At 62.4% G+C, this 21580-nt stretch carries 20 protein-coding genes; 4 read left to right on the forward strand and 16 right to left on the reverse strand.

Annotated elements, in window-relative coordinates; translation table 11 throughout:
• Positions 1 to 53: 53 nt before the first annotated feature.
• The 16 genes from dctP (ACNH6H_RS18955) to ACNH6H_RS19030 all read right to left on the reverse strand — a co-directional run bounded on the left by dctP (ACNH6H_RS18955) (position 54) and on the right by ACNH6H_RS19030 (position 16158).
• Entirely contained in the window at positions 54 to 1091 is a 1038-nt protein-coding gene (gene dctP / locus ACNH6H_RS18955) for a TRAP transporter substrate-binding protein DctP (protein WP_418319857.1), read from the reverse strand.
• A gap of 123 nt (positions 1092 to 1214) precedes the next feature.
• On the reverse strand, positions 1215 to 2507 hold the full coding sequence (locus ACNH6H_RS18960; RefSeq protein WP_418319858.1) for a TRAP transporter large permease: 1293 nt from the start codon (positions 2505 to 2507) through the stop codon (positions 1215 to 1217).
• A 1-nt stretch (position 2508) separates the two neighbouring features.
• Positions 2509 to 3069 (reverse strand): TRAP transporter small permease, encoded by a 561-nt coding sequence (locus ACNH6H_RS18965; protein WP_418319859.1) that lies wholly within the window; start codon positions 3067 to 3069, stop codon positions 2509 to 2511.
• A gap of 51 nt (positions 3070 to 3120) precedes the next feature.
• Entirely contained in the window at positions 3121 to 4155 is a 1035-nt protein-coding gene (dctP, locus tag ACNH6H_RS18970) for a TRAP transporter substrate-binding protein DctP (protein WP_418319860.1), read from the reverse strand.
• Positions 4156 to 4608: 453 nt separating this feature from the next.
• Complete coding sequence (locus ACNH6H_RS18975; RefSeq protein ID WP_418319861.1) at positions 4609 to 5319, reverse strand: ABC transporter ATP-binding protein; 711 nt, start codon at positions 5317 to 5319, stop codon at positions 4609 to 4611.
• Positions 5320 to 5416: 97 nt separating this feature from the next.
• Positions 5417 to 7201 carry an ABC transporter permease subunit gene (locus tag ACNH6H_RS18980; protein ID WP_418319862.1) on the reverse strand — a complete coding sequence of 595 codons (1785 nt, stop codon included), beginning with the start codon at positions 7199 to 7201 and terminating at the stop codon, positions 5417 to 5419.
• On the reverse strand, positions 7198 to 8073 hold the full coding sequence (locus ACNH6H_RS18985) for a branched-chain amino acid ABC transporter permease (RefSeq protein WP_418319863.1): 876 nt from the start codon (positions 8071 to 8073) through the stop codon (positions 7198 to 7200). The genes ACNH6H_RS18980 and ACNH6H_RS18985 overlap by 4 nt, the downstream gene beginning before the upstream one ends.
• 22 nt (positions 8074 to 8095) lie before the next feature.
• Positions 8096 to 9379, reverse strand: a complete 1284-nt coding sequence (locus ACNH6H_RS18990; RefSeq protein WP_418319864.1) for an ABC transporter substrate-binding protein — start codon at positions 9377 to 9379, stop codon at positions 8096 to 8098.
• A gap of 391 nt (positions 9380 to 9770) precedes the next feature.
• Positions 9771 to 10928: an acyl-CoA dehydrogenase family protein gene (locus ACNH6H_RS18995; protein ID WP_418319865.1), complete on the reverse strand. Its 1158-nt coding sequence runs from the start codon at positions 10926 to 10928 to the stop codon at positions 9771 to 9773.
• Positions 10929 to 10962: 34 nt separating this feature from the next.
• Entirely contained in the window at positions 10963 to 11433 is a 471-nt protein-coding gene (locus ACNH6H_RS19000) for a MaoC family dehydratase (RefSeq protein WP_418319866.1), read from the reverse strand.
• Between the two features lie 49 nt (positions 11434 to 11482).
• The gene (locus tag ACNH6H_RS19005) at positions 11483 to 11647 is read right to left on the reverse strand and encodes a hypothetical protein (protein ID WP_418319867.1); all 165 of its coding nucleotides are present in this window, start codon (positions 11645 to 11647) and stop codon (positions 11483 to 11485) included.
• 200 nt (positions 11648 to 11847) lie between these two features.
• Positions 11848 to 12666, reverse strand: coding sequence for an NUDIX hydrolase (locus tag ACNH6H_RS19010; RefSeq protein ID WP_418319868.1), 819 nt, complete (start codon positions 12664 to 12666; stop codon positions 11848 to 11850).
• Between the two features lie 112 nt (positions 12667 to 12778).
• Positions 12779 to 14221, reverse strand: a complete 1443-nt coding sequence (locus ACNH6H_RS19015; protein WP_418319869.1) for an MmgE/PrpD family protein — start codon at positions 14219 to 14221, stop codon at positions 12779 to 12781.
• Between the two features lie 4 nt (positions 14222 to 14225).
• On the reverse strand, positions 14226 to 14987 hold the full coding sequence (locus ACNH6H_RS19020; protein ID WP_418319870.1) for an enoyl-CoA hydratase-related protein: 762 nt from the start codon (positions 14985 to 14987) through the stop codon (positions 14226 to 14228).
• Positions 14984 to 15829 carry an IclR family transcriptional regulator gene (locus tag ACNH6H_RS19025; RefSeq protein WP_418319871.1) on the reverse strand — a complete coding sequence of 282 codons (846 nt, stop codon included), beginning with the start codon at positions 15827 to 15829 and terminating at the stop codon, positions 14984 to 14986. The genes ACNH6H_RS19020 and ACNH6H_RS19025 overlap by 4 nt, the downstream gene beginning before the upstream one ends.
• Before the next feature lie 5 nt (positions 15830 to 15834).
• Positions 15835 to 16158, reverse strand: coding sequence for a hypothetical protein (locus tag ACNH6H_RS19030; protein WP_418319872.1), 324 nt, complete (start codon positions 16156 to 16158; stop codon positions 15835 to 15837).
• 319 nt (positions 16159 to 16477) lie between these two features.
• Here ACNH6H_RS19030 and ACNH6H_RS19035 point away from each other — a divergent pair, with 319 nt between their 5' ends.
• From ACNH6H_RS19035 to ACNH6H_RS19050, 4 genes are read left to right on the forward strand one after another with little or no spacing between them, the layout of a single operon-like run.
• A complete protein-coding gene (locus tag ACNH6H_RS19035) occupies positions 16478 to 17353 on the forward strand; it encodes an enoyl-CoA hydratase/isomerase family protein (RefSeq protein WP_418319873.1) in 876 nt (291 codons plus the stop codon).
• A 24-nt stretch (positions 17354 to 17377) separates the two neighbouring features.
• Positions 17378 to 18574, forward strand: coding sequence for a CaiB/BaiF CoA transferase family protein (locus ACNH6H_RS19040; RefSeq protein ID WP_418319874.1), 1197 nt, complete (start codon positions 17378 to 17380; stop codon positions 18572 to 18574).
• Between the two features lie 16 nt (positions 18575 to 18590).
• Positions 18591 to 20582, forward strand: a complete 1992-nt coding sequence (locus ACNH6H_RS19045; protein ID WP_418319875.1) for an acetoacetate--CoA ligase — start codon at positions 18591 to 18593, stop codon at positions 20580 to 20582.
• Positions 20579 to 21469, forward strand: coding sequence for an enoyl-CoA hydratase-related protein (locus ACNH6H_RS19050; protein WP_418319876.1), 891 nt, complete (start codon positions 20579 to 20581; stop codon positions 21467 to 21469). The genes ACNH6H_RS19045 and ACNH6H_RS19050 overlap by 4 nt, the downstream gene beginning before the upstream one ends.
• Positions 21470 to 21580 lie beyond the last annotated feature (111 nt).

Consider the following 21580-nt stretch of genomic DNA (forward strand, 5'->3'; position numbering starts at 1 on the left):
CGTATGCGCGCAACCTGAATCGGTTGGCGAATGCGTCACCTGGCGTCTCACTCTCAGCGTCCCTTACGCAAGGCTGCATCGAAAGCCTCGAGTACCTGGGTTCCCGGCTTGTTTCGCTTGTCCAGGCCCTCGGCCCATTCCGTGCCGACTGTCTTCATCAGCGATTGCAGTTCGACTCGTTCGGATGACGGCAGAGTCACCATGGTGATACCCGCGCGTTTCAAGCTCTCCACTGTATCGACGGCTTGGTTGTCGACCCGTGTGCAAGCGCGCCGGGTGGCATCTTCTCCGACGGCCAGCATGACCTGTTGCACGTTGTCGGGCAGCTTGTTGAAACGGGCCTCGCTGATGACGTAGTTGATGACCACATTGCCGAAGTTTTCGTCGGCAGTTGAATACCGCACCAGCTTCTGCAGGCCGTACGTGGCCAGTCCATTGAGTGGCCAGACGATCGCGTCGATGGTACCCCGCGACAGGGATTCATAGACCTCCGGCGCGGCCATGCGAATCGGCACTCCCTTGACGCGGACCGCCGCCAAATCCTTGGCGCCCCCAGCCGTACGGATCTTCAACCCCGCGAAGTCCTTCAGCGAAGAGAACTCCTTCTTCGTCAGGAGCTGGTAGGGGGAGAGCATCGAGCTGAACAAGACCCTGACGCCGTTCGGCGCGAATTCTTCCTTGGCCAGGATGCCTTCCTTGGCGAGCTGTGAGTAGGCCCGCACACCGGCGCACGACGTGCTGAAGGCTCCTGGCAGCTCGGCCACAGTGGACAAGGGCATCTTGTCGGAAACAAGCGACGGCAGGACGGCCGTGATATCCGCGACACCGGACTGCGCCAGCGACAAACTGTCTTTTGCCTTGCCGAGTTGTTCCGCCGGATAGTGCTGAAACTGCACCTGATTGTCGGTTTGCCGCGTGACCTGCTCCATCCAGTAACGGGTTGCTCCTTCGACGGTCGGGTGACCGGTGGCAGGGAAATGGTCTGCGACGCGGAGCATGATCTTCGTGTCCTGAGCGGCAGCAATTGTTCCGGTCAGGCACGCAATGGCGATCATGGTCCCGTGCCAGGGAATGGATTTGCCTGCGTACATCTTCATCTCCTCGGTTGCGATCCAATATCAGGATCCTGCAAGAACTGTCTTTGTAGTCCGGGATCACTGCCGGGCAAGGCACTCATGCCTCGCGCGCTGCAAGCGCTCGGCGACGGGCTGGTCTCAGCCCGCCTGCATCGTCTGTGGCAGCCACAAGATGATCTGCGGGAACAGGCAGAACAGTCCGATCACGATCAGGTGCGCCACCACATGGGGGGCGACTCCACGAAAGACTTCGGCAAGCGGGCGCCCGGTATAGCGCGAGACGACAAAGACGTTAAGGCCGACCGGCGGCGTCACCATGCCGATCTCGGCGGTGACGATGACCACCACACCGAACCAGACCGGGTCGAAGCCCAGCTTCTGGATGAGCGGCATGATCACCGGCACTGTAAGTATCAGTATCGCGACTTGGTCCATGAAGCACCCCAGCACCAGGTACATCAGCAGGATGACCCCCATGATGACCCAGCGGTCGACCGGCCAGCCACCGACCGCTGCGACGAGCTGCTGCGTCGTTTGGGTGATGGTGAAGAAATAGCCGAAGATGTGGGCACCCAGGATGATCATGATGATCATGCAAGTCGTCTGGGCCGCGCGCAACAGTGCGTGCCGGGTCGCCGAGAAGTCGGCCTTGCCCTTTAGAAGCGCAATGAGAAAGGCGCCGAAGGCGCCGATACCAGCTGCTTCGGTCGGCGTGGCGACACCCAGATAGATGATGCCGGTGACCGCCATGAAAAGCACGAGCATGGGCCATACCGGCAGCAGCGAAGCGAGTTTGTCAACCATGCTGTGCGATTGGCCCCGCGGAGCGCGGGTCGGGTCTCGCCAGACCAGGAACAGGACCGTGCTACTGATCGCCAGCATCACCAGCAATCCCGGAATGATGCCGCCGATCAGCAAGGCACCAATGCTGACGTCAGCGATGATCCCGAACAAGACAAGGGCGATGCTGGGCGGAATCAGCATTGCCAGCGTGCCCGAGATCGCGACCACTCCGCAGGCCAGCTTGGGTTCGTAGCCTGCTTTCAGCATTGCCGGAATGCTGGTCGAGGCCAAGGTGGCTGCCGAGGCCGTCGATGAGCCCGAAATGGCGCCGAAGCCGGCGCCGGCAAATGCGGTGGCAATGCCCAGGCCGCCCGGCACTCGGCCAACCCAGGTGGCTGCGGTCTTGAACAGGGAATCGGCCACTCCGCTGATGATCACGAATTCGGCCATCAGAAGGAACATTGGTATCGTGATCAGCTCATAGGAGCTGGCGGCAGACAACGGTGCGGTATCCAGGATGCCGAGCAACATGCTCGGGCCGCCCAGCGCATAGAGGCCAGCCGCGCCGGCGATGGCCAGGGCGAACCCGACCGGTGTGCCGATGGCCAGCAGGCCGAGCAGGAACAATGTGATGATGGTTGCGAGCATTTCAGCTTTCGGTGCTCAAGGGCCGACCCGCGTCATTGCTCTCGCCGACCGCAGTTGCGGATCGATTGGCGATTGCGACCGCCAATGCCCAGACTGAAAACAGCAGGCGCAGCAGCAGCAGCGCCGTTCCGATTGGCACGAATACAGCGGTCAGCCAGGTCGGCCAGGGTATCGGCCCGGCAATCACCGCCTGGGTCTGCCAACTGTCCATGACCTTGCTGCTGCCTTGGTAGAAGATGGCCAACATGACGAGTGCCGTCAGCAGATTGCCTATCAGTTCCATCGCGTGGCGGGCGGGTGGTGAAACACGTCCCAGCAGAATGTCGACCCGCACATGATGGCGATCGCGCTGGGTGACCGATAGCGCCAGGAAAAACAGGGCGACCATCAGATACAGCGAGATCAGGTCATAGGACCAGCCCAGCGGAGAATTCAGGAGATAGCGCATCCCGACATCCACGAAGACGGTGACCATGATGGCAAACAGGCAGGCGGACGCAGCCCACCCGCAGACGGTCTCAAGCGCGGAAATGAAGCGGTGGGTCGACTGGAGTGGTTTCATGCGTCAACTGGAAAGTAGGCGTACGAGACACCGTGAGGGCTGCCCCGGTCTTCACCGTGCGTCGCGCGCCTCGCGCACGGCCCGGAGAACTTCGCTGCCGGGCTTGCCGCGTTTGTCGACTTCCGCCGCCCAGTCGCGCGCCACGTCCGCCAGCAAGGCATCGACCTGCGCCTTGTCCGCATCCGACCAGCGCACCAGAGTCACGCCTTTGGCTTTGAGTTTTTCCAGGTCATTGGCCTCTTCCTTGTCCATTCCTGCACATAGGTTGGCCCCGGCCTCGACCCCTGCCTCGGTCATGACTTTCTGCACGTGTTCCGGCAATTGCTTCCAGCGCTTGTCGTTAATGATGAAGATCGCTGCCGCTGCACCGAATCCTGTACCGACTGTGGCGTACTTAACCGGTATGTTGTAGTTGACGGTTACACCGTACGAAAAGATGGCCCCGTCCAGCGTGCCGCGGCTGATCGCCTCAAAGGCATCGGGGGATGACATCCTGACCCCGGTACCCTTCAGCCGGCGAACGCTTAGCTCCATCGCACCGCCGAGGACACGCAATTTCATGCCCTCGATGTCTTCCGGCCCATCGATCTTGCGTTTGGCGGAGACCAGCTGATATGGTGGATACACGGTCGCGAAGAGCACGCGCACACCGTTCGGGCCGTATTCCTGCTGTCCCAGAATGCCATCCGGCTTGGCGAGTCTCGAGAAGGCCCGGGATCCCTTGCAGGAACTGTCAAACATGCCTGGAATTTCCAGCGCTGCGGTGAGCGGCATCTTGTCTGAGGCGTATGATGGCGCAAACAACGCAACATCGGCAACGCCGTTTTGTACCAACGAAAGCAGGTCCTTGGCTTTGCCCAGCTGCTCGGCCGGATAGTATTCAAACTGGACTTCCCCGTTGGTCGCTTTTGTGACCTGCTCCATCCACGGCTTGATGGCATATCGCGGGAGAAAATGACCCTGCGGGAACTGGTCGGCGACCCTGAGCACCAGTTTCTTTTCCTGGCTGGCAACCGGCCCGGAAGCCAACGTCGTGGCTGCAACCAGCGTGCTGGCGAGAATTCTCAATATGATGGATCGAGGCATGTGTTCTCCAGGCGGTTGAACATTTTGTGAGCGGCGAAGTGGACTTTGCTCGACCGGCGCTCAAAGGCGGCAGAATCAAAGAGAGATTACCGCACAAGCGTTAGTTAGTCTAGAGGGTTTCTCTTCAGCGTATGCAGATCCATGCGACGACGTGCCGCCCCTCCGAAGGTCATTAGAGTTGAGCAGGCGGCTCAAGTCGTCATCAGTCGAGAACAGGTAGTCTTGCAGGTCTTTCTAGCAGGTGGTCCATTTCGCCGGGCCATATCATCGCCGCGAGGATGGCTGGCTTGCGCCCCGACGCCGCCCGGCGTGGTGACCCTGATCGCCGCAGCAATTTTCAGCGCGGCGGGAAGCAACTGATCCTTCGCCACGGGAGTTGCGGATTCGGCGAGTTCACTTGGCTGGTTCCTTGGAGGCTTGTTCTGAGGTCTGCGGATGGCCGTTCCCGCCTGCCTACAAGCCGAGATAGAGCTCGCGAATATGCGGATCATCGCGCAGCGCGCTGGCGGCGCCGGACAGCGCGATGGCGCCGTTCTCGAGCACATAGGCGCGGTCAGCAAATTCAAGTGCCGTGTGCACGTCCTGTTCGACGAGCAAGATGGTAAGGCCGGCGAGTTTGAGTTTGCCGAGCGCAACGTAAAGTTCGTCGACGATCACCGGTGCCAGCCCCAGCGATGGTTCGTCGAGCATGACGAGCTTGGGCCGTGACATGAGCGCGCGGCCGATGGCCAGCATCTGTTGCTGGCCGCCGGACAGCGAGCCCGCAGCGGCGCTGGCCTTGTCGCGCAGCATCGGGAACAGGTCCAACACTTCGTCGAGCGCATCCATCCGCGCTGCGCGGCTGGGCAGTGGCGTACCCCCGACCATCAGGTTCTCCTGCACGCTGAGCTGTGCGAATACATGGCGGGCCTCGGGAACGTGGGCAAGTCCAAGTAGCGGAATGGAATGCGCCTGCCGTCCCGCGAGCGATTCCTGCTCGAACTTCAGCTGCCCGGTGCGGGCTTCGACGAGTCCGGAAATTGTGCGCAGAAGGGTCGATTTGCCGGCACCGTTCGGCCCCAGCACCGTCACCGCCTCTCCAGACTGGACACTCAACGAAATGCCATGCAACACCTCGAGGCTTCCGTAACCGGCGCGCAGGTCTTCAACGAGCAGCAGGCTCATGGTTGTACCTCGTGGATGCGCATTCCGGAATGCTCGATTGACGCCGCACGCTGTAGCACCAAGCGGGGATGAATTCTCTCGGGTGGTGGCGCAGAACTCATGGCCGCTTCGCCCGGGATCCGAGGTATGCGCGGATCACCTGCGGATCGCTTGCCACCAGTCCTGGCTCGCCGGTGGCGATGACATTGCCGGCATCGAGCACAACGAGCCGGTCACAAACGCTCATCACCGCGCGCATTACATGCTCGATCAGCACAATCGTCAGGCCATCGTCGCGCAGCCCGCGCAACAGGCGTAGCGCCTGATCGGTCTCGCGCGGGGTCAGACCTGCCATTGATTCGTCAAGCAGCAGAACGGTGGGCTCGGTGGCCAGTGCGCGCGCGATCTCGAGCCGGCGTTGTTCAGCCAGCGTGATATCGGCGCACAGGGAAGTACGTCGCGGCCACAGACCGGTGCGAACAAGTACGGCGTCGGCGATGCGCTGCGCTGTTGAGATGTCATGGCGCACCAGGGCCGCAGTGAGCACCGTGTCGAAGACGGTCAACGTCGGAAACGCCTGCGTGATCTGGAAGGTGCGAGCAATGCCGCGGCGGCAAACCAGATGAGGCGCGAGGCCGTCAATGCGCCCGCCAGCGTAGAAGAGCTGCCCAGTGCTCGGCGCCTGGAATCCGGACAGGATCGAGAACAACGTCGTCTTGCCGGCCCCATTGGGACCGATCACGCCGAGGATCTCGCCGGCCTGCACAGTGAACGAGACATCTTGAAGTGCCTGCAGTCCGCCGAAGCGCTTGCAGACCCCGGCGACTTCGATCAGCGTCCCCTGCTGTTGCGCGATTTTACCCAGCGTCGCGGCTGCGCGTGGGCCGGCTGGCGGCTCGGCCAGCATTGCGTTCGGCGCAGCCGGTCTGCGCAACACGAACAGTTTGCGCAGACCGCCCACGACACCACCTGGCCAAAGCAGAATCACCGCCACCAGTGCGGCACCGTAGAAGAACTGATGCATCGTAGCACCCGAACTACCGCCGAGACTCAGGCGCAGCACTTCGCCCAGTGGCACCAACAGCAGCGGCCCGACGATCGGACCAAGCTGTGTGCCTGCGCCGCCGACAACCGCAAAAAGCAGGATCTGGATCGCGACGTCCAACCCCAGGACTGAATGCGGGTCAATGTAGCCGATCTGCTGCGCGTAGAACGTGCCGGCCATGGCCGAGGCGAATGCGCTGAGGGCCAGCGCTTCCTGCTTGACGCGGAACAGATTGATACCGGCGGCCGCTGCCGCGTCTTCATTGTCGCGGGCGGCGCGCCAAAAATAGCCTCGCCGGCTCTGAAACAACAGTCCGACGACCAGTACGACGACGCTGGCGAACAGCGCGATGACGATCAGGTAATCCGCCGGATCGTCGAAGCGCATGTTTGCGAGCGACGCCGGTGCATTGATAAACATCCCTGCCGTCCCCCCCAGCGGCTTGATGCCACTGGCGGTGAACTGCAAAACGAAGGCCAGAGTCATTGTCAACAGCGCGAAGACAAGGTGGCTGAGTCGCCAACGAAATGGCAGGTAACCGGCGCACCACCCGGCTGCTGCTGCCAGGATCCCTCCGACCAGCATGCCGAGCCAGGGGTTCCATCCGAACTGCGCGCCGAGCCAGGTCGAAGTGTAGGCTCCGATGCCAAAGAACGCGGCATTGCCGAAAGAAATCTGCCCCACCATGCCGCCGACCGCGTTCCATGCCACGCAAAGATGAATCCACATCAGCATCGTGGTGGCGACACTGATCCAGTAGGGATTACGGGTCAGCAGGACCACGCCAGCCGCAACCCAGACCAAGGCAAGCGAGAGCGCTGTCTCGATCCGCCGCGCTCGGCGGCCAGGAAGGTTCACGCGATGCTCCCTTTGCCGAACAGCCCGCGCGGACGGAACAGCAAGGCCATTCCAAACAGGATATAGATCACCGCCGGAGCCAGCGCGCTGTCGAACGCTGCGCTGGCCAGCGACTCGGCCAACCCGATCAGCATTGCGCCGACGAAGGTGCCTTTCAGATCACCGAGGCCGCCCAGCACGACGATCAGCAGGGAGAGGATGCTGAACTGCACGCCGGTGTGTGGCGTGACGTGGAAGAAGGTCATCAGGCTGCCGGCGGCGATCGCCAGCACCGCGATACTGGCAGCGAACACGGCCTTCTGCACGCGCGGCACGGCCACACCGCATAGTTGCGCCATCACCGGATCCTGCGCTGTGGCGCGGATGCGGTATCCGGTTTCGGTGCGTGTCAGGAACCAGCCGACGAAAGCACAACTGCATACCGCGACTACGAACGCCGTGAATAGCGGCACACCAATGACGATGCCACCTATCGACCAAGTGCTGTTCTCGAATTCGGTATGCACGATCATCAGGTCCGCGCCAAATATCATCAGTGCTGCGCTCTGGATCATGAACGAGATGCCGATCGTGAGTTGGGCCTGCATCAGTACGCTGGAGGCGAGTAGCGGTCGGATGAAAGCGACGAACATTGCCCAGCCCAGCGCCCCCATCAACGGCACCAGCACCAAGGCTGACACATACGGATGGAGTCCGAATGCATTGTTCAGAAGCACCGTGCCGTACATCGCGATGAGTAAAAGGTCGCCGTGTGCGAAGTTCAACACCCGCATTACGCCGAAAATGAGCGCCAACGAAAGCGCAATCAACGCGTAGATGCCACCGAGCAGCAACCCGGAGGCAGCGGCCTGCAGCAGGAGTTCGAGCGTCACCCGAATTTTCCAGTCGCGCGACTCATTCCAGCGGAAGCGGTGCGCGTGAGGCGACGTCCTTCGGCCAGACGGTGGCCTTCCTGGTCCCGCCGTCTTGCCATTGAGCGACCAGCGACTGCGCGCCGATGTTGCGTCCGTGGCCGTCAAACTCGATCGAGCGGAACGGCGCTATGGTCGCCTCGCCGGGAATCTTGAGGGTCCGCAGAGCTTGGCGAATCGACTCGCGGTCGATCTTGCCACCCGGGGCCTTGAGCGCACTCTCGATTACGGCGCGGGCGGTATAGGCGCCCCGGTAGCACATCGAGGCGTAGCTGCTCGGGATCGTACCGAATTTCTTCTGATAGGCGTCAACGAAACGCTTGGCTCGCGCCAAGTCGGGGTTGAAGTAGTCGACCGTGCTCAAGCGAAGTTTCTGCACGAATGCAGGGTCGACAAGGGTGGGGATGCGGGGGTCGCCTGGGCCACCGCCGACACCCACGACATAGGGCGTGAAATTGATTTGTTGCAGAGCCTTCACGCCGGCCACCACATCTTCAGTGTAGCCAGCCCAGACGACGATGTCGGGCCCTGCCTGCTCCACTTTCTTCACTTGTGGCAGCAGGTTGCGCTCGGCGCGGTTGTAAGAAACCTCGATCACCGGCGTCAACCCTTTGTCCTTTAACAGCTTTCGCGAGGCATCGATGGTGAGCGAGCCTCGCGGGCTGTCTTCGAACAGAAAGGCGAATTTGACCGGCTTGCCAGCACGCTGAGACACCAAGTGCTCGACAAACGAGGCAACTGCGCGCGCCTCGTCATCGCCGGTGATCTGGTCCGAGAAATACCAACTGTAGCCGCGATTGAGTATGTCAGCGGCGGCCGCTGCCGAATTGAGGTAGGGAACCTTGAACTGCTCTGCAAACTGCGCGCCAGCGGCAGTCGCTGCGCTGACTTCGCAGCCGAGCACGAAAGGCGCGTTTTCCAGTCGAGCGAGGCGCTCAAGTTCGCGTCGCATCACGTCGGGTTTGCCCTGGGTATCAACAATCTTCAGTTCCAGTTTGCGGCCGAGTACGCCGCCGTCCTCGGCGATGTGCTGCATTGCGATGTCCAGCGACTTGACGGTATCCTGCCCAATCACGGAGGTCGCACCGCTGAGCGGCGTGACGACCGGAATGACAATCGGCGTCGTGTCGGCCGCCCAAACTGGCGCGGACGCGCCTAGCAAGACCGCGCCTGCCAGCAGGCTTCGCAAGATCGACATCAACAAACAAGGCGACTTGCCCGTGGACGGTCGGACGTTAAGCGAATCGTGCAAGCATGAGATGTTCATCTCGTCTCCTCGGTCTTAGTGAGCCGACGACCTGGGTGCGACCAGGAAGGCTGTCGTTGATGACGTGGCGCTGAATCGTATTCTCGGTACTGCGCGCCAAGGTCATTTCTGCGTGTACTCCAGTCATCAATCTTCAAGCGCAGAGCCAAGCTGCGATTCAAAAGCCGTTGACGACTGAATTCGCATCGCACCGGGGTGGGCGGAGTGCATGCGACTCGCAACTGGATGGACACATTGTATCGTACGATCGTTAGTTAGGTTATGCGGGTTTCTCTTTACGCGCAGCCAGGCATGTTATCTATGACAGAGAGCGGGTAAGATATGCGCCGCCCGGCCGACATCGAGAACGCCGAGACTGCCGGCGGACTTCTCACTTCCTCGACATGGTCAGTCAGCGCCCCGGACGACCCAGCAGGCTGTCGCTGATGATGTTGCGCTGGATCTGGTTGGTGCCCTCGATGATCTGCAGCACCTTGGCGTCGCGGAAATAGCGGTTGATCGGGTATTCCGACGAGATACCCGAGGCACCGAAGAGCTGCACCGCATCAGTCGCGACGCGCATCGCGGTGTCGGAGGCGAAGCACTTCGACATTGCAGCGATAGGTGCGAGTTCGATGCCTGACGCACCGCTGTCGACCATCGATGCCGCGTGGTAGACGAGTTGCCGTGCGGCCTCGGTCTGCACGGCCATGTCTGCCAACATCCAGCGGATACCCTGGTTTTCGCTCACCTTGCGGCCCCAGGTCACCCGGTTGCTGACGAACTCGATGCTGTGATCGATTGCGCCTTGCGCTAGACCGACACCTCGCGCACCGATCAGCGGGCGACTCTTGTTGAAGGCCTCCATGACATCCTTGAAGCCGCGTCCGTCCTCGCCCAGGCGGTTGGCCTCCGGCACGAACACATCGTCCAGGAACAAGGGGCATGAAGGCACGCCGCGCGCGCCCATCTTGTCTTCCTTGCGGCCAATCGTGAAGCCTTTCGAACCACGCTCGACGATGAACAGATTGATGGCGCGAGCACCGTCGCCGTCACCTGTCTTGGCAGCGACCAGAATGAAATCGGCCAGCGGAGAATTGGTGCACCAGATTTTCGAGCCGCTGATGCGGTAACCGCCATCGCAGCGCTTTGCGCGGGTTCGGATGCCGGCGACATCGGACCCGCTTTGCGACTCGGTGGTGGAGAAGGCGGCCCGCATGTCGCCGGCAGCCAACGGGCCAAGCAGTCGCTGCTTCTGTTCGCCGTTGCCAGCTGCAAGGATGGCGCCAAACGGTACCCACTGAACGACCAGCAGGTAGGCTGTGTTGTAGCAGACGCGGCCCAGTTCCTCGAGGGCAACCGAGGCCGCGAGCATGCTGTCGCTGCCACCGTATTCCTTCGGAAACGGAATCGTGAACAGGCCGACCTCGCGCAGCAGGTCGAACATGTCCTGCGGGTACTCGGCAGTGCGGTCGATGTCGGCGGCACGCTGCGCAACTTTTTCGCGCGCCAGTCGTCGCACCAGATCACGAATCTGGAGTTGGTCTTCGTTCAGGGTATAGGCGTTCATTCTCGCTCCTTGCAGGTGCCGGGCAGCAACCGGGTCAATTCGGACCCGTGTTACGGCACTTGATCATGCGCATCGGCGTGTAGGTGATGGCCAGCGTGCCGTCGTGCTTGACAATCTTGTTGCGCGTGCGCACCAGCCCGCGACCCGGGCGGCTCTTGCTCAGGCGGGCCTCGATCACCTCGCACTCGACATGGATCGTGTCGCCGGCGAAGACCGGGTTGTGCACCTTGAGTTCCATGTCGAGGAAGGCATAGCCGGTGTGCTGCATCGTTGCATGCACGAGCAAGCCCTCGGCGAAGGTGTAGGCAAGTGCGCCGGGTGCGACGCGGCCCTTGATATCGGATTCGGCGCGGAGGAATTCGAGGTCAGTGAACAACACCTCGGTCATCCCGGTGACGGTGACAAAATTGACGATGTCGGGTTCGGTGACGGTGCGCGCGACGGTCCGGAATTTGCGCCCAACGGGCAGATCTTCGAAGTGCAGGCCGATGCCGAGGGTTTCCATGATTCAGAGTCCTTTGATGGAAAAATGAGTTCGCAGGAATGGCCTGCGCTCAGGGTGCGACGATGAAAGTGATGATTTGCGGATACGCGGTGAGCAGCGCCACCGTCGGCATGTCAGCGATCACGAACGGCCATACGAAAAGATGGTGCCGATCGGAATAGCCGGACGGGCGCCGCTGAAATTGTGAAATTGGCGCCTGTGCGCGCTTCGACATGTTTTACAAGTTCTCCACAAGGGCGGCAGTCAACGTGGCGGCCAGACGAGTGAGCAGTGAGCTCGGGGATGAGAGCAGAAATTTGTTCACGGTATGTTGTGCCCGCCGGGTGGGTTGGAGAATGGTGTGAATTCGACTTCTTGCCTTTGAGACGGGCCACTGCATGGGGAGGGTGCATCTGTGCGCGTGTACACTGGACATCAGCGGGCGATCTGATCCATCAGTGCGTCGGACAGCGTCGGATATCTGGCCTCGGGTGGCAGCATCGGAACGCGCTTGCCGTTCGGACGTTCGACCAGCCACGGCTGGATGCGACAAGCCGGCCTCTGTCGAGCGGCGTCGATTGCGCTCGTAACATCGGCCGATTGCGCCAGCAACGCAAGGTTTGAAAGGGTCGGGAAGATGAGCGTACGTCGGCGCTGCTCGCATTCACGCAGGGCGTCCAGCGGACGGATCCAGAATGAATCGACTGCTTCGAAGCCATCATGCCGGGCCAGTTGTTCGACCGGCGCTGCAGCGATGAAAAAATGGGTGTCGAATCGCTTCGGCGAGTGTTCTGGCGTCACCCAGTGCGCGAACGGTTGCAAGACATCGCCGGCGATCTGCAGCCCTTCCTCGCAGACCATGTCGACGAAGGCACCTCCGCCGCTGGCAATTGCTTCCTTCCAGCGCTCATGCACAGCACCCAGGCGCGGGCTGCCGAGCAGGCTCTGGTCGCCATCCTGCCGCGCCAGTAGCAAGCCGCTTTCCTCATAGGTTTCGCGGATCGCGGCGACCCGTATGGCGACCTGCTCGTCCTGCAGCCCGGCCATCCCGCAGATCCGAGGCAGCAGCCTTGGATCTCGGTCCGACACGGCCACTTTGCCGCCAGGGAAGACAGCCGCACCGCTGGCGAAATCGATTGCATGGTGGCGCACTACCAGCAGCACTTCCATTCCCTCGATGCCGTCGCGCAGCAAGACGACGGTGGCGGCGATCGCTGGTACCGCGATCGTTGGCGGGGGCAGCGGAGTTGTCATTTCAAACCTGCAATCCATGCGACCGTAGCTGCTGATGCGGTAGGTTGATTGCTGTGAATGATCATTGGCGGGTCTGTGGTATTGCGGTGGATTGGACTCGCTCGGTGGGGTTTCAATGGCGCTGCTCGCGCACAGGCTGGCAGGCCAGAAGACCCGCCAGTGGCGAGAGATCTGGCAACTCCTCGATCCGGCTGGTCAAGTCGAGTACTTCATCGATCGTGCTCTGGTCCAGCGTGGGGCTGGCCAAGCTGCGGAACTTGGCCTCAAGGCGATCCTGCTGTACGGCCAGATCGGTGGCGGGGGTGCCACTGTCGTGCTGCTGCCGCAGGGTCTGGCCGCCGTTGGTTTCTATCTCGACTTCGGCTCGGGTGAGGTCGCTGCATTCGCCTATCAGAACGACGCGCACCTGCTGGCGCAGGCCCAGCAGCACGGGGTTATTGGCGTTGCTGTCGCTGTAACTGGCTATGTCCGCAGTGTCGACGCCAGCAATTGCCATCGCAACGCTCTGCGCAAGGCTGAACTTGGATTCGAGTCCGGTGTGCGGCGCTGCGATGTTGCACACACCATCAGAGACGGCGGACACGCGAACCACGATGCGTCGCACATCGGACGGCATCAACCGGTACTGATCGCGCAACTGACAAGTCGCGTCGATGGCTGCATGTGTGCCATAGCAGGCAGCATGGTATTTGAACAAATTGTTGCGCAGGTGAAGGCCGCTGGCCGGGCGCTGCAGGGCCGCTTCGGGATTGAAGTCGGGCCCGTGGGTGGCTGCAAAGCCCTGCATCGCTTCGATGGCGTCGCTGCGGCTGGTGAAGCCGCGGACCGCGAGCTGCGCCGCCATCAGGCCGTCCGCACTGGCCTTGCCGGCATGCAGCGGCTTGCACATCGTGCCGAACATGGCCTTCAGGCCCGCTGCCGAGGTGGCTGCAATGCCCAGCGCGGTGGCGGTGTCATCGGCATCCAGTTGCAACAGGCGAGAGCATGCCGCCGCGGCGCCAAAGGTCCCGATCGTGCCAGTGGAATGAAAACCTAGCGCGTAGTGGCCGGGCGAGACCGCTGCGCCGATACGGCACAGCGTCTCGTAGCCGGCGACGAACGCCGTCATGAAATCCGCGCCGCTGGCGCCCCTGGCTTCGGCTAGCGCGAGCAGAGCAGGTGTCAGGGTCACCGTAGGGTGGCCGGTGAACGCCATGTTGACGTCGTCGTAGTCGAGCGCGTGCGAGGCCGCACCGTTGATGAGGGCGGCCTGCCGGCAACTGGTGGCGAAGCCATGGCCGATCACGGTGGCTTGCTGGTAACCGCCCTGTTCGCGTGCTTCTTCGGCGAGCATGTGAGTCAGAGGCTCACGGGCGCCAACCAAGGTGACGGCGATCCAGTCCAGCAGACACTGGCGCACTAGCGTGCGGACATCGGCGGGCAGGTCGACGAAGGTCCAGGCTGCGTTGTCGGCTGCCAGCGTCGCCGTGAGCGACGCGCAACCCGTTCCGGGCCTGATGGCCGCCATCGGCGAGGCGGGTTGCCAGAGGTTTGGGTGCGGTGCGGTGTGGATCATGATGTCATCGTCCTTTCCATTGCGGTTTGCGCTTCTCGCGAAACGAACGGGGGCCTTCGAGTGCATCTTCACTGAGGTACACGGAATCGAACGCGCGGTGCGATGCGCGCAGCGCCGCTGTACGTCCCATTTCAGTCGACATGCGCACCATTTCCTTCGCACCTCGCACAGTCAGCGGAGCGTTGACGGTGATGCGGGCAGCCAGTTCCCGGGCACCTTCCAGTGCCTGGCCTTGCGGCACGACGCGGTTGACGTAGCCGAGTTCGTAGGCGCGCCGCGCCGACAGCGGGTCGCCGGTCATGGCGACCTCCATCAGGATGCGCTGCGGCAGCATGTGGATCAACGGCGATGCCCATGGCATGCCGCGGCCTACCCGGCCTTCGGTGATGGCGAACTTGGCCGTTTCGTCTGCCACACACAGGTCGCACATCTGTGCCAACAGCCAGCCGCCGGCATAGGCGTAGCCCTGTACCGCGGCGATCACCGGCTTCGTCACTTCGATGTTGTCACCCAGTACGGGCATGAAATTCTTCGGTGGAATGCGCAGCTGTGTGTCGGCTGCCTCGACCAGATCCATACCGGCGCAGAAGGTGTCGCCGGTTCCTGTCAGAATGGCAACCTGTGCGCTGTCATCGCGCTCGAACCGAGGCCAGATCTCGAAGAGCGCTTCGCGCACGGCGCGGTTGATCGCGTTCTTGCGCTGCGGACGGTTGATGGTGATGACGGCTACGCCGTTGGTGACTTCATATAGCAGTTCGTTGCTCATGCTTTGCCGTTGGTTGGTGTGTGGAACTGAGTTTGTTGCGCGCGGTATCCGAGCGCCTGCGAGAGTTGCTCCGCGCAGTCAATTGCGACGCGGGTCAGACGTTCGGCCGCAGCCTTGCCGCGTTCGAGGGGCGCGCCCACGACGATTGCGGCATTGACCTGTGAGTTGGGTTCAAAGATCGGAGCGGCGAAGCCGGCTACATCTGGCGTCACCTCGCCGATCGTCGAAGCATGTCCTGTCGCCTGGATGCCGGCGATGATCCGCTCCAGCTGGCGGCGATTGGTCACTGTCTTGTCAGTCAAGGCGCGCAGGCTGGCGCTGCTCAGGTATTCGCGGCGCCAAGGTTCGTCTTGAAAGGCCAGCAGCACACGACCCGCCGCGGTGGCGAATAGCGGACGCGTCGTGCCGACAGGAACCATGTAGCGAACCGGCTTGTGGCTCTCGAGAATCTGCGTGTAGGTCAGCCGGCCGGCGCTGCGGTCGATCACCGCCAGCAATACGGTCTCGCCGGATTGCGCACGCGCGTCGAGCAGGAATGGAGTTGCAACTATTGCCAGCGAGCGCGCAGCCACCAGTGCGGCGCCAAGGACGAATGATTCGGGGCCGGGGCGGTACAGGGATTCGTGTCGCTGCACAAAGCCTTCGGCAGTCAGCCCATGCAGCAGGGAGTAAAGGCTGGTCTTTGGGACACCGATTTGAGCCACCAGTTGCGCCAGTGTCAGACCGTCCGGTTGATCGGCCAGCAGGCGCAGTACGCGCAGCACCCGAGCCGGGGCCATCGGTGCCGTTTCGCCGCGACGCGACGGGCTGATTGAGTTGGGCAAAGCGATCGAGGGCAGCACGAAGACTAGATTCCAGTGTGTTCCAATATCGGAACAACTGTTCCGATATTGTTCACCCTACCAGCGTGTTTGACACGTGTCATGAGGGTAATCCCGTCCTGGGGCGTATCTTTCCTGCGCTCCCGCTCAATGAGCGCACTCCGTCTTGCTGGCTGGCTGGAGTTCAATCCCTTGCTGGGCCAGAGCACGCCAGTTGCCTTGTGCGGTGGCGCAGCCTTGCCGTTCTGATTGACGAACTGCCCTTCCGCCAACGCAATGCCGCGCCCGAGGCGCACGACGAGGCCATGCGCAGCGAAGGAATCGCCGCGGGCCACGTCGAGATAAGTCATCGTCAGAGTGATCGTGAAAGTGCGCAATTCGCGCGTCGATCTGGCTCGTCTCGGGCAGGGCAAGCAATTCCGAGATAATCGAGTAGCCAAGGGCGAAAAATGACGCCCCCGTGTTTAGCACTTTGGTGGCATCACCGCCGCCGCCGCGCTGGGCCGCGCCGGCTTGCGCAACGCGGATGGATACTTCGCCGGCAGCGTGCTCCTCGACCTGCAGGCCCTGGGGCGCGCATGAAGGCGTCTTCGGCACAGTCGCACTTGATGGAATCAATGACAGTGCGGGAGGTGTCGGGTTTCATTTCGAAGTTCTGTCGTTCATCCAGTGGAAGAGTGCCGTGACCCAACCATCAAACTAACGATTGTTATGTTATCCTGCTATTTCCGTGATCATTCGTGCAGGAGTCCCGATATGTCCGATCAGCCTCCGGTTAGCCTGGATGTCGATGCCGACGGCATTGCCACGTTGACGTTGAACCGCCCGGAGTTGCTGAACGCCTTCGACCTGAAGATGATCGAGGCTTGGCGTGCCGCACTCGAATCGGCCGAAACCGACGAACGCGTGAAGGTGGTCGTGGTCACCGGCGCAGGCCGGGCGTTTTGCGCCGGTGGCGATTTCGAGGAAATGGCCAAGTTCAGTGAGCTCAACAGCCTGGAGCGCAAGAACTTCCTCTATCGCAATGTGCACCGTATTCCGCTGGCGCTGGAGCGCATGGACAAACCGGTCATCGCGGCGATCAATGGCGCGGCGCGCGGGGCCGGCCTGGACATGGCCCTGATGTGCGACCTGCGCATCATGGCGCAATCGGCCACGCTGGCCGAGACATACATCAACATCGGTCTGATTGCCGGTGATGCAGGGTCATGGTTCCTGCCGCGGCTGATCGGCACGGCACGCGCTCTCGAGCTGTTCTGGACCGGCCGGGTCGTCGGCGCCGAGGAAGCCGAACGCATCGGTCTGGTCAACCGCAGCGTCGCCGACGCCGATCTGCTCAAGGTGACCTACGAACTGGCACGGACGATTGCCTCCAAGCCACAACAGGCGGTGCGCTTTTTCCGCCGCGCCGTCTACCAGAGCCAGACGATGGCGCTGAATGCTCACTTGGACATGGTGTCTTCGCACATGGCGGTGCTTGAGGACTTGCCAGAGCACCGCGCGGGCGTCGCAGCCTTTCGCCAGCGCGCGCGCGGCGGCAACTAGTCTGTACGACGTAGAGGCTGCGCAGTGGTTGGCAAGGGTGTGCTGGACGGTATTACGGTTGTCGACTTGTCGCGCCTGATCGCCGGGCCCTATGCGGCCATGGCCCTGGCCGATCTGGGCGCACGTGTCATCAAGGTCGAGGCGCTGGCCGGTGAAGACGGTCGACACCTGGGGCCGCCGTTCTACGGTGACTCGAGCGTCACCTACATGTCGTGCAATCGCGGCAAGGAGTCGCTTGCGCTCGATGTCCGCAAGCCGGCTGGCCGTTCGCTGCTCGAGCGCCTGATTCAGCGAGCTCACGTGGTGGTTCACAACTTTCGGCCGGATTTCGCCGAGCAATATGCATTGACCTATGAGGCCGTCCGCGGCTTCCACCCGGAGGTGATCTACGCCGCCGTCACGGCGTTCGGCGCACAAGGTGAATACCGCCTGCGTCCGGCGGTGGACAGCGTGGTGCAGGGCATGGCCGGCGGCTTCTACGCCAGTGGCGATGACGGTGACGACCCGATCCGCGTCGGCTTGCCCGTGGTCGACGTGGCCAGTGGAATGTGCGGCGCCTTCGGCATTCTGGCTGCAGTGATGCACTGGCGCCAGACCGGGCGCGGCCAGCAAGTCGAGACCGTGTTGATTGACACGATGTTCAATCTGATGGCAACCAAGGTGGCCGAGCATGCGGTCGAGCAGCGCGAGCCGGCGCGGGCCGTCAATCTGCCGATTGCCGCACCGAGCCGCCACTTCCGGGCCGGTGACGGTCGCTGGTTCAGCGTCTCGGTGATCAGCGATGCTGCCTTTCGCCGCTTCTGTGAGGCCATCGGTCGGGAGGCGTGGCTGACCGACTCGCGGTATGCCAGCAATGCGGGCCGCGTCGCCCACCGGCCGGAGATGGCGGCCGAACTGCATGCAATTTTTGCAACTCGTCCGGCTGCCGATTGGGTCGATTTATTTTCCGACGCCGACATCCCGAGTGGCCCGGTCAACACTGTCTCGCAGGCGATGGCCGATCCCATCCTGGCCGGACGATTCGTGGCCCACCCAGCGCTGCCCGGGCTTCCGCTGATGCCCCTTCCGTCGCACCTCGAAGAGGGCATGTTGAGCCTCGAACGGATTGCGCCGCCGCCACGGGTCGGCCAGCACAGCGCCGCCTTACTGCACGAACTGGGTTGTGATGCGCAAGAGGTAGCCCGATTGGTGGCTGGGCGTGTCGTGCGTCTTGGCGACTGAAGACAGGAGGCTGTTGATGACTGCCGACGACAGTCCACAAGTGATCTGGCGACCGTCGCCACAGCGGGTTGCGAGTGCCTGCGTAACCCGGTTCATCGACTGGCTGCGCATCCACAGGGGCCTGCAGTTCGCCGACTACAACGCGCTATGGCAGTGGTCGGTGCAGGAGATCGAAGCCTGTTGGGCGGCGCAGGTCGAATTCTTCGACCTGCCGCTGCAGGGCGATTGCACGCCTGTGCTGGTCGACCGGGCGATGCCCGGAACGTGCTGGTTTCCCAACATACGCACTAACTACGTCAGCCAGATCTTCAGACACGCCAGCGCGCAGCGGCCGGCGATCATCTTCCGCAGCGAATCCGGTGCACGCGCTGAGGTGTCCTGGACCGGGCTCGAGCGCGACGTGGCCGCGCTGGCAGACTGGCTGCGCGAGCACGGCGTAAAACCCGGAGACCGGGTCGTTGCCTACCTTCCCAACATTCCGCAGGCGGTGGTGGCCTTTTTGGCGGTAGCCAGCCTGGGAGCGATCTGGTCGCTGTGTTCGCCCGAGATGGGTGTGGCCGCGGTGGTCGACCGCTTCCGCCAGATCGAACCCAAGGTGCTGATCGCGGTCGATGGCTATTGGTGGAGTGGCAAGGCCCATGACAGGCGTGAGGTCATCGGGCAGCTGTTGAACGAATTGCCGAGCGTCGAACACATGGTGCTGGTGCCCTATCTGGATACCGATGCCATTGCGTCGCAATGGCCACAGGGCGTGGCATGGGGAGATGCGCTGCGCCGAGACGCCACGCTGAAGATCGAAATGCAGCCGTTCAATCATCCGCTGTGGGTCGTCTACTCGTCCGGCACCACCGGCCTGCCGAAGCCGATCGTGCATGGCCATGGCGGCATCCTGCTCGAGCATGTCAAGACGATGGCTTTGCACAACGATGTCGTCGCTGGCGATCGCTTCCACTGGTTCACCACGACCGGATGGGTGATGTGGAACCTGAACGTCGCCGCTTTACTGGTCGGCGCCACGATGTGCATCTACGACGGCAACCCGGCATGGCCCGATTATTCGACGTTATGGCGCTTCTGCGGCGACACCGACCTCGACTTCTTCGGTGCTGGAGCCGCCTTTTTCACGATGTGCGAGAAGCATGGCATCGAGCCACGCCAGGTGGCAGCGCTGGAACGGCTGCGTACGATAGGCTCGACCGGGTCGCCGCTCTCGCCCGAAAGTTACCGCTGGGTCTACGACAAGGTCGGACGCGACGTCTGGCTGACGCCGATGTCGGGCGGGACCGACTTTGCCGGCGCCTTTGTCGGCGGCGTACCCACGCAACCGGTGGTGGTCGGCGAGATGCAGGTGCGTTGCCTGGGCGCGGATGTCCAGGCGTGGGACGACGCCGGCCACGAGCTGGTCGACGAGGTGGGCGAACTGGTCTGCACCGCGCCTATCCCGTCGATGCCGCTGTATCTCTGGAATGATCACGGCGGCAAGCGCCTGCACGAAAGCTACTTCGACGTCTATCCCGGCGTCTGGCGCCACGGTGATTGGGTGCGCATCACGCCTCGCGGCGGCGCGATCATCTACGGCCGCAGCGACGCCACCATCAACCGCCATGGCGTGCGCATGGGCACGGCCGAGCTCTACCGTGTGGTCGAGGCGCTGCCCGAGGTGATGGACAGCCTGGTGGTGGATCTCGAATTTCTCGGCCGCGAAAGCTGGATGCCGCTGTTTGTGGTGCTGCGCCACGGGGTGGAACTGGATGCCGCGCTGACCGAGCGCATCAAGGCCGCCATTCGCGGCGCGCTGTCGGCGCGCCACGTGCCGAATGAAGTGATTGCGGTGGCCGAGGTGCCGCGTACGCTGACCGGCAAGAAACTGGAAGTGCCGGTAAAAAAACTGCTGCTCGGCCAGTCGGCTGACAAGGTTGCCAACCGCGATGCGATGGCCAACCCGGCAAGCCTGGACTGGTTCGTTGCGCTGGCGCGCCAGCGCGGTCAGACGGCTCCGCCGACTTGAACCGCGACGCCCACCGCAACGTGAGCTGTAGTCATCCAACGCATCGTGTGCAGCAGTCGGCTGCGCAGATGCATCGCCATCAACCCTCACACTGGAGATTGCACATGTCTGAGAAAGAAATCTACTACGAAGTCAAGGACTACGTCGGCACCATCACGATCAATCGGCCGAAGTCGCTGAACGCCTTTACCGGCGACAACATCGTCGAGATGCAACGCCTGCTCGATGTTGCGTCGGCGGACAAGAGCGTCGGCGTGATCGTGCTGACCGGCACCGGTGACCGTGCCTTCTGCGTTGGCGGTGACGTCAACTGGGAGAAGGGCAGCGGGGGCAAGAGCGGGTTGGAAGACCTGAACTTCACCTTCAACCGGCAGATCGTCGAATGCCCGAAGCCGGTGATCGCGCGAGTCAGCGGTTATGCGATTGGCGGAGGCCACCATATCGCCTACTTCTGCGACTTCACCGTCGCTGCCGACCATTCGATCTTCGGCCAGAACGGCCCCCGCGTCGGTTCACCGGCCGGAGGCTACATCGTGTCGCATTCGGCCAACGTGCTCGGCCACAAGCGCGCCCGCGAACTGTGGATGCTGTGCCGCCGATACACAGCGCAGCAGGCGCTGGAGTGGGGCTTGGCGAACTCGGTGGTACCGAAGGAAAAGCTCGACGAAGAAGTGCGCAAATTCGCCGATGAACTGCTGTCGCTGAGTCCGACCTGCCTGCGCATTGTCAAGCGCTCTTTCTATCACCACATGCAGCCGGTGATGGGCCGCGACATGAAGGACCTGATCGAGGAAGTGGCGCCGGACTATTTCGCGACCGAAGAGCAGCAAGAGGGTGCGAATGCCTTTCTGCAAAAGCGCAAGCCAGACTTCAGCCGTTTCCGTTGATCCTGCGGTACACGGGCCTGCTCGTGCAGGGCCTTGTACCGGGCAGGGCGCACTGCAAGCCATGCGGCTGGCGCTGATGTCGGCTGTCCTCGATCATCGCTGAGGAAGTTC

Source organism: Pseudideonella sakaiensis (assembly GCF_048320135.1).
Lineage (GTDB): Bacteria > Pseudomonadota > Gammaproteobacteria > Burkholderiales > Burkholderiaceae_C > Ideonella_A > Ideonella_A sakaiensis_A.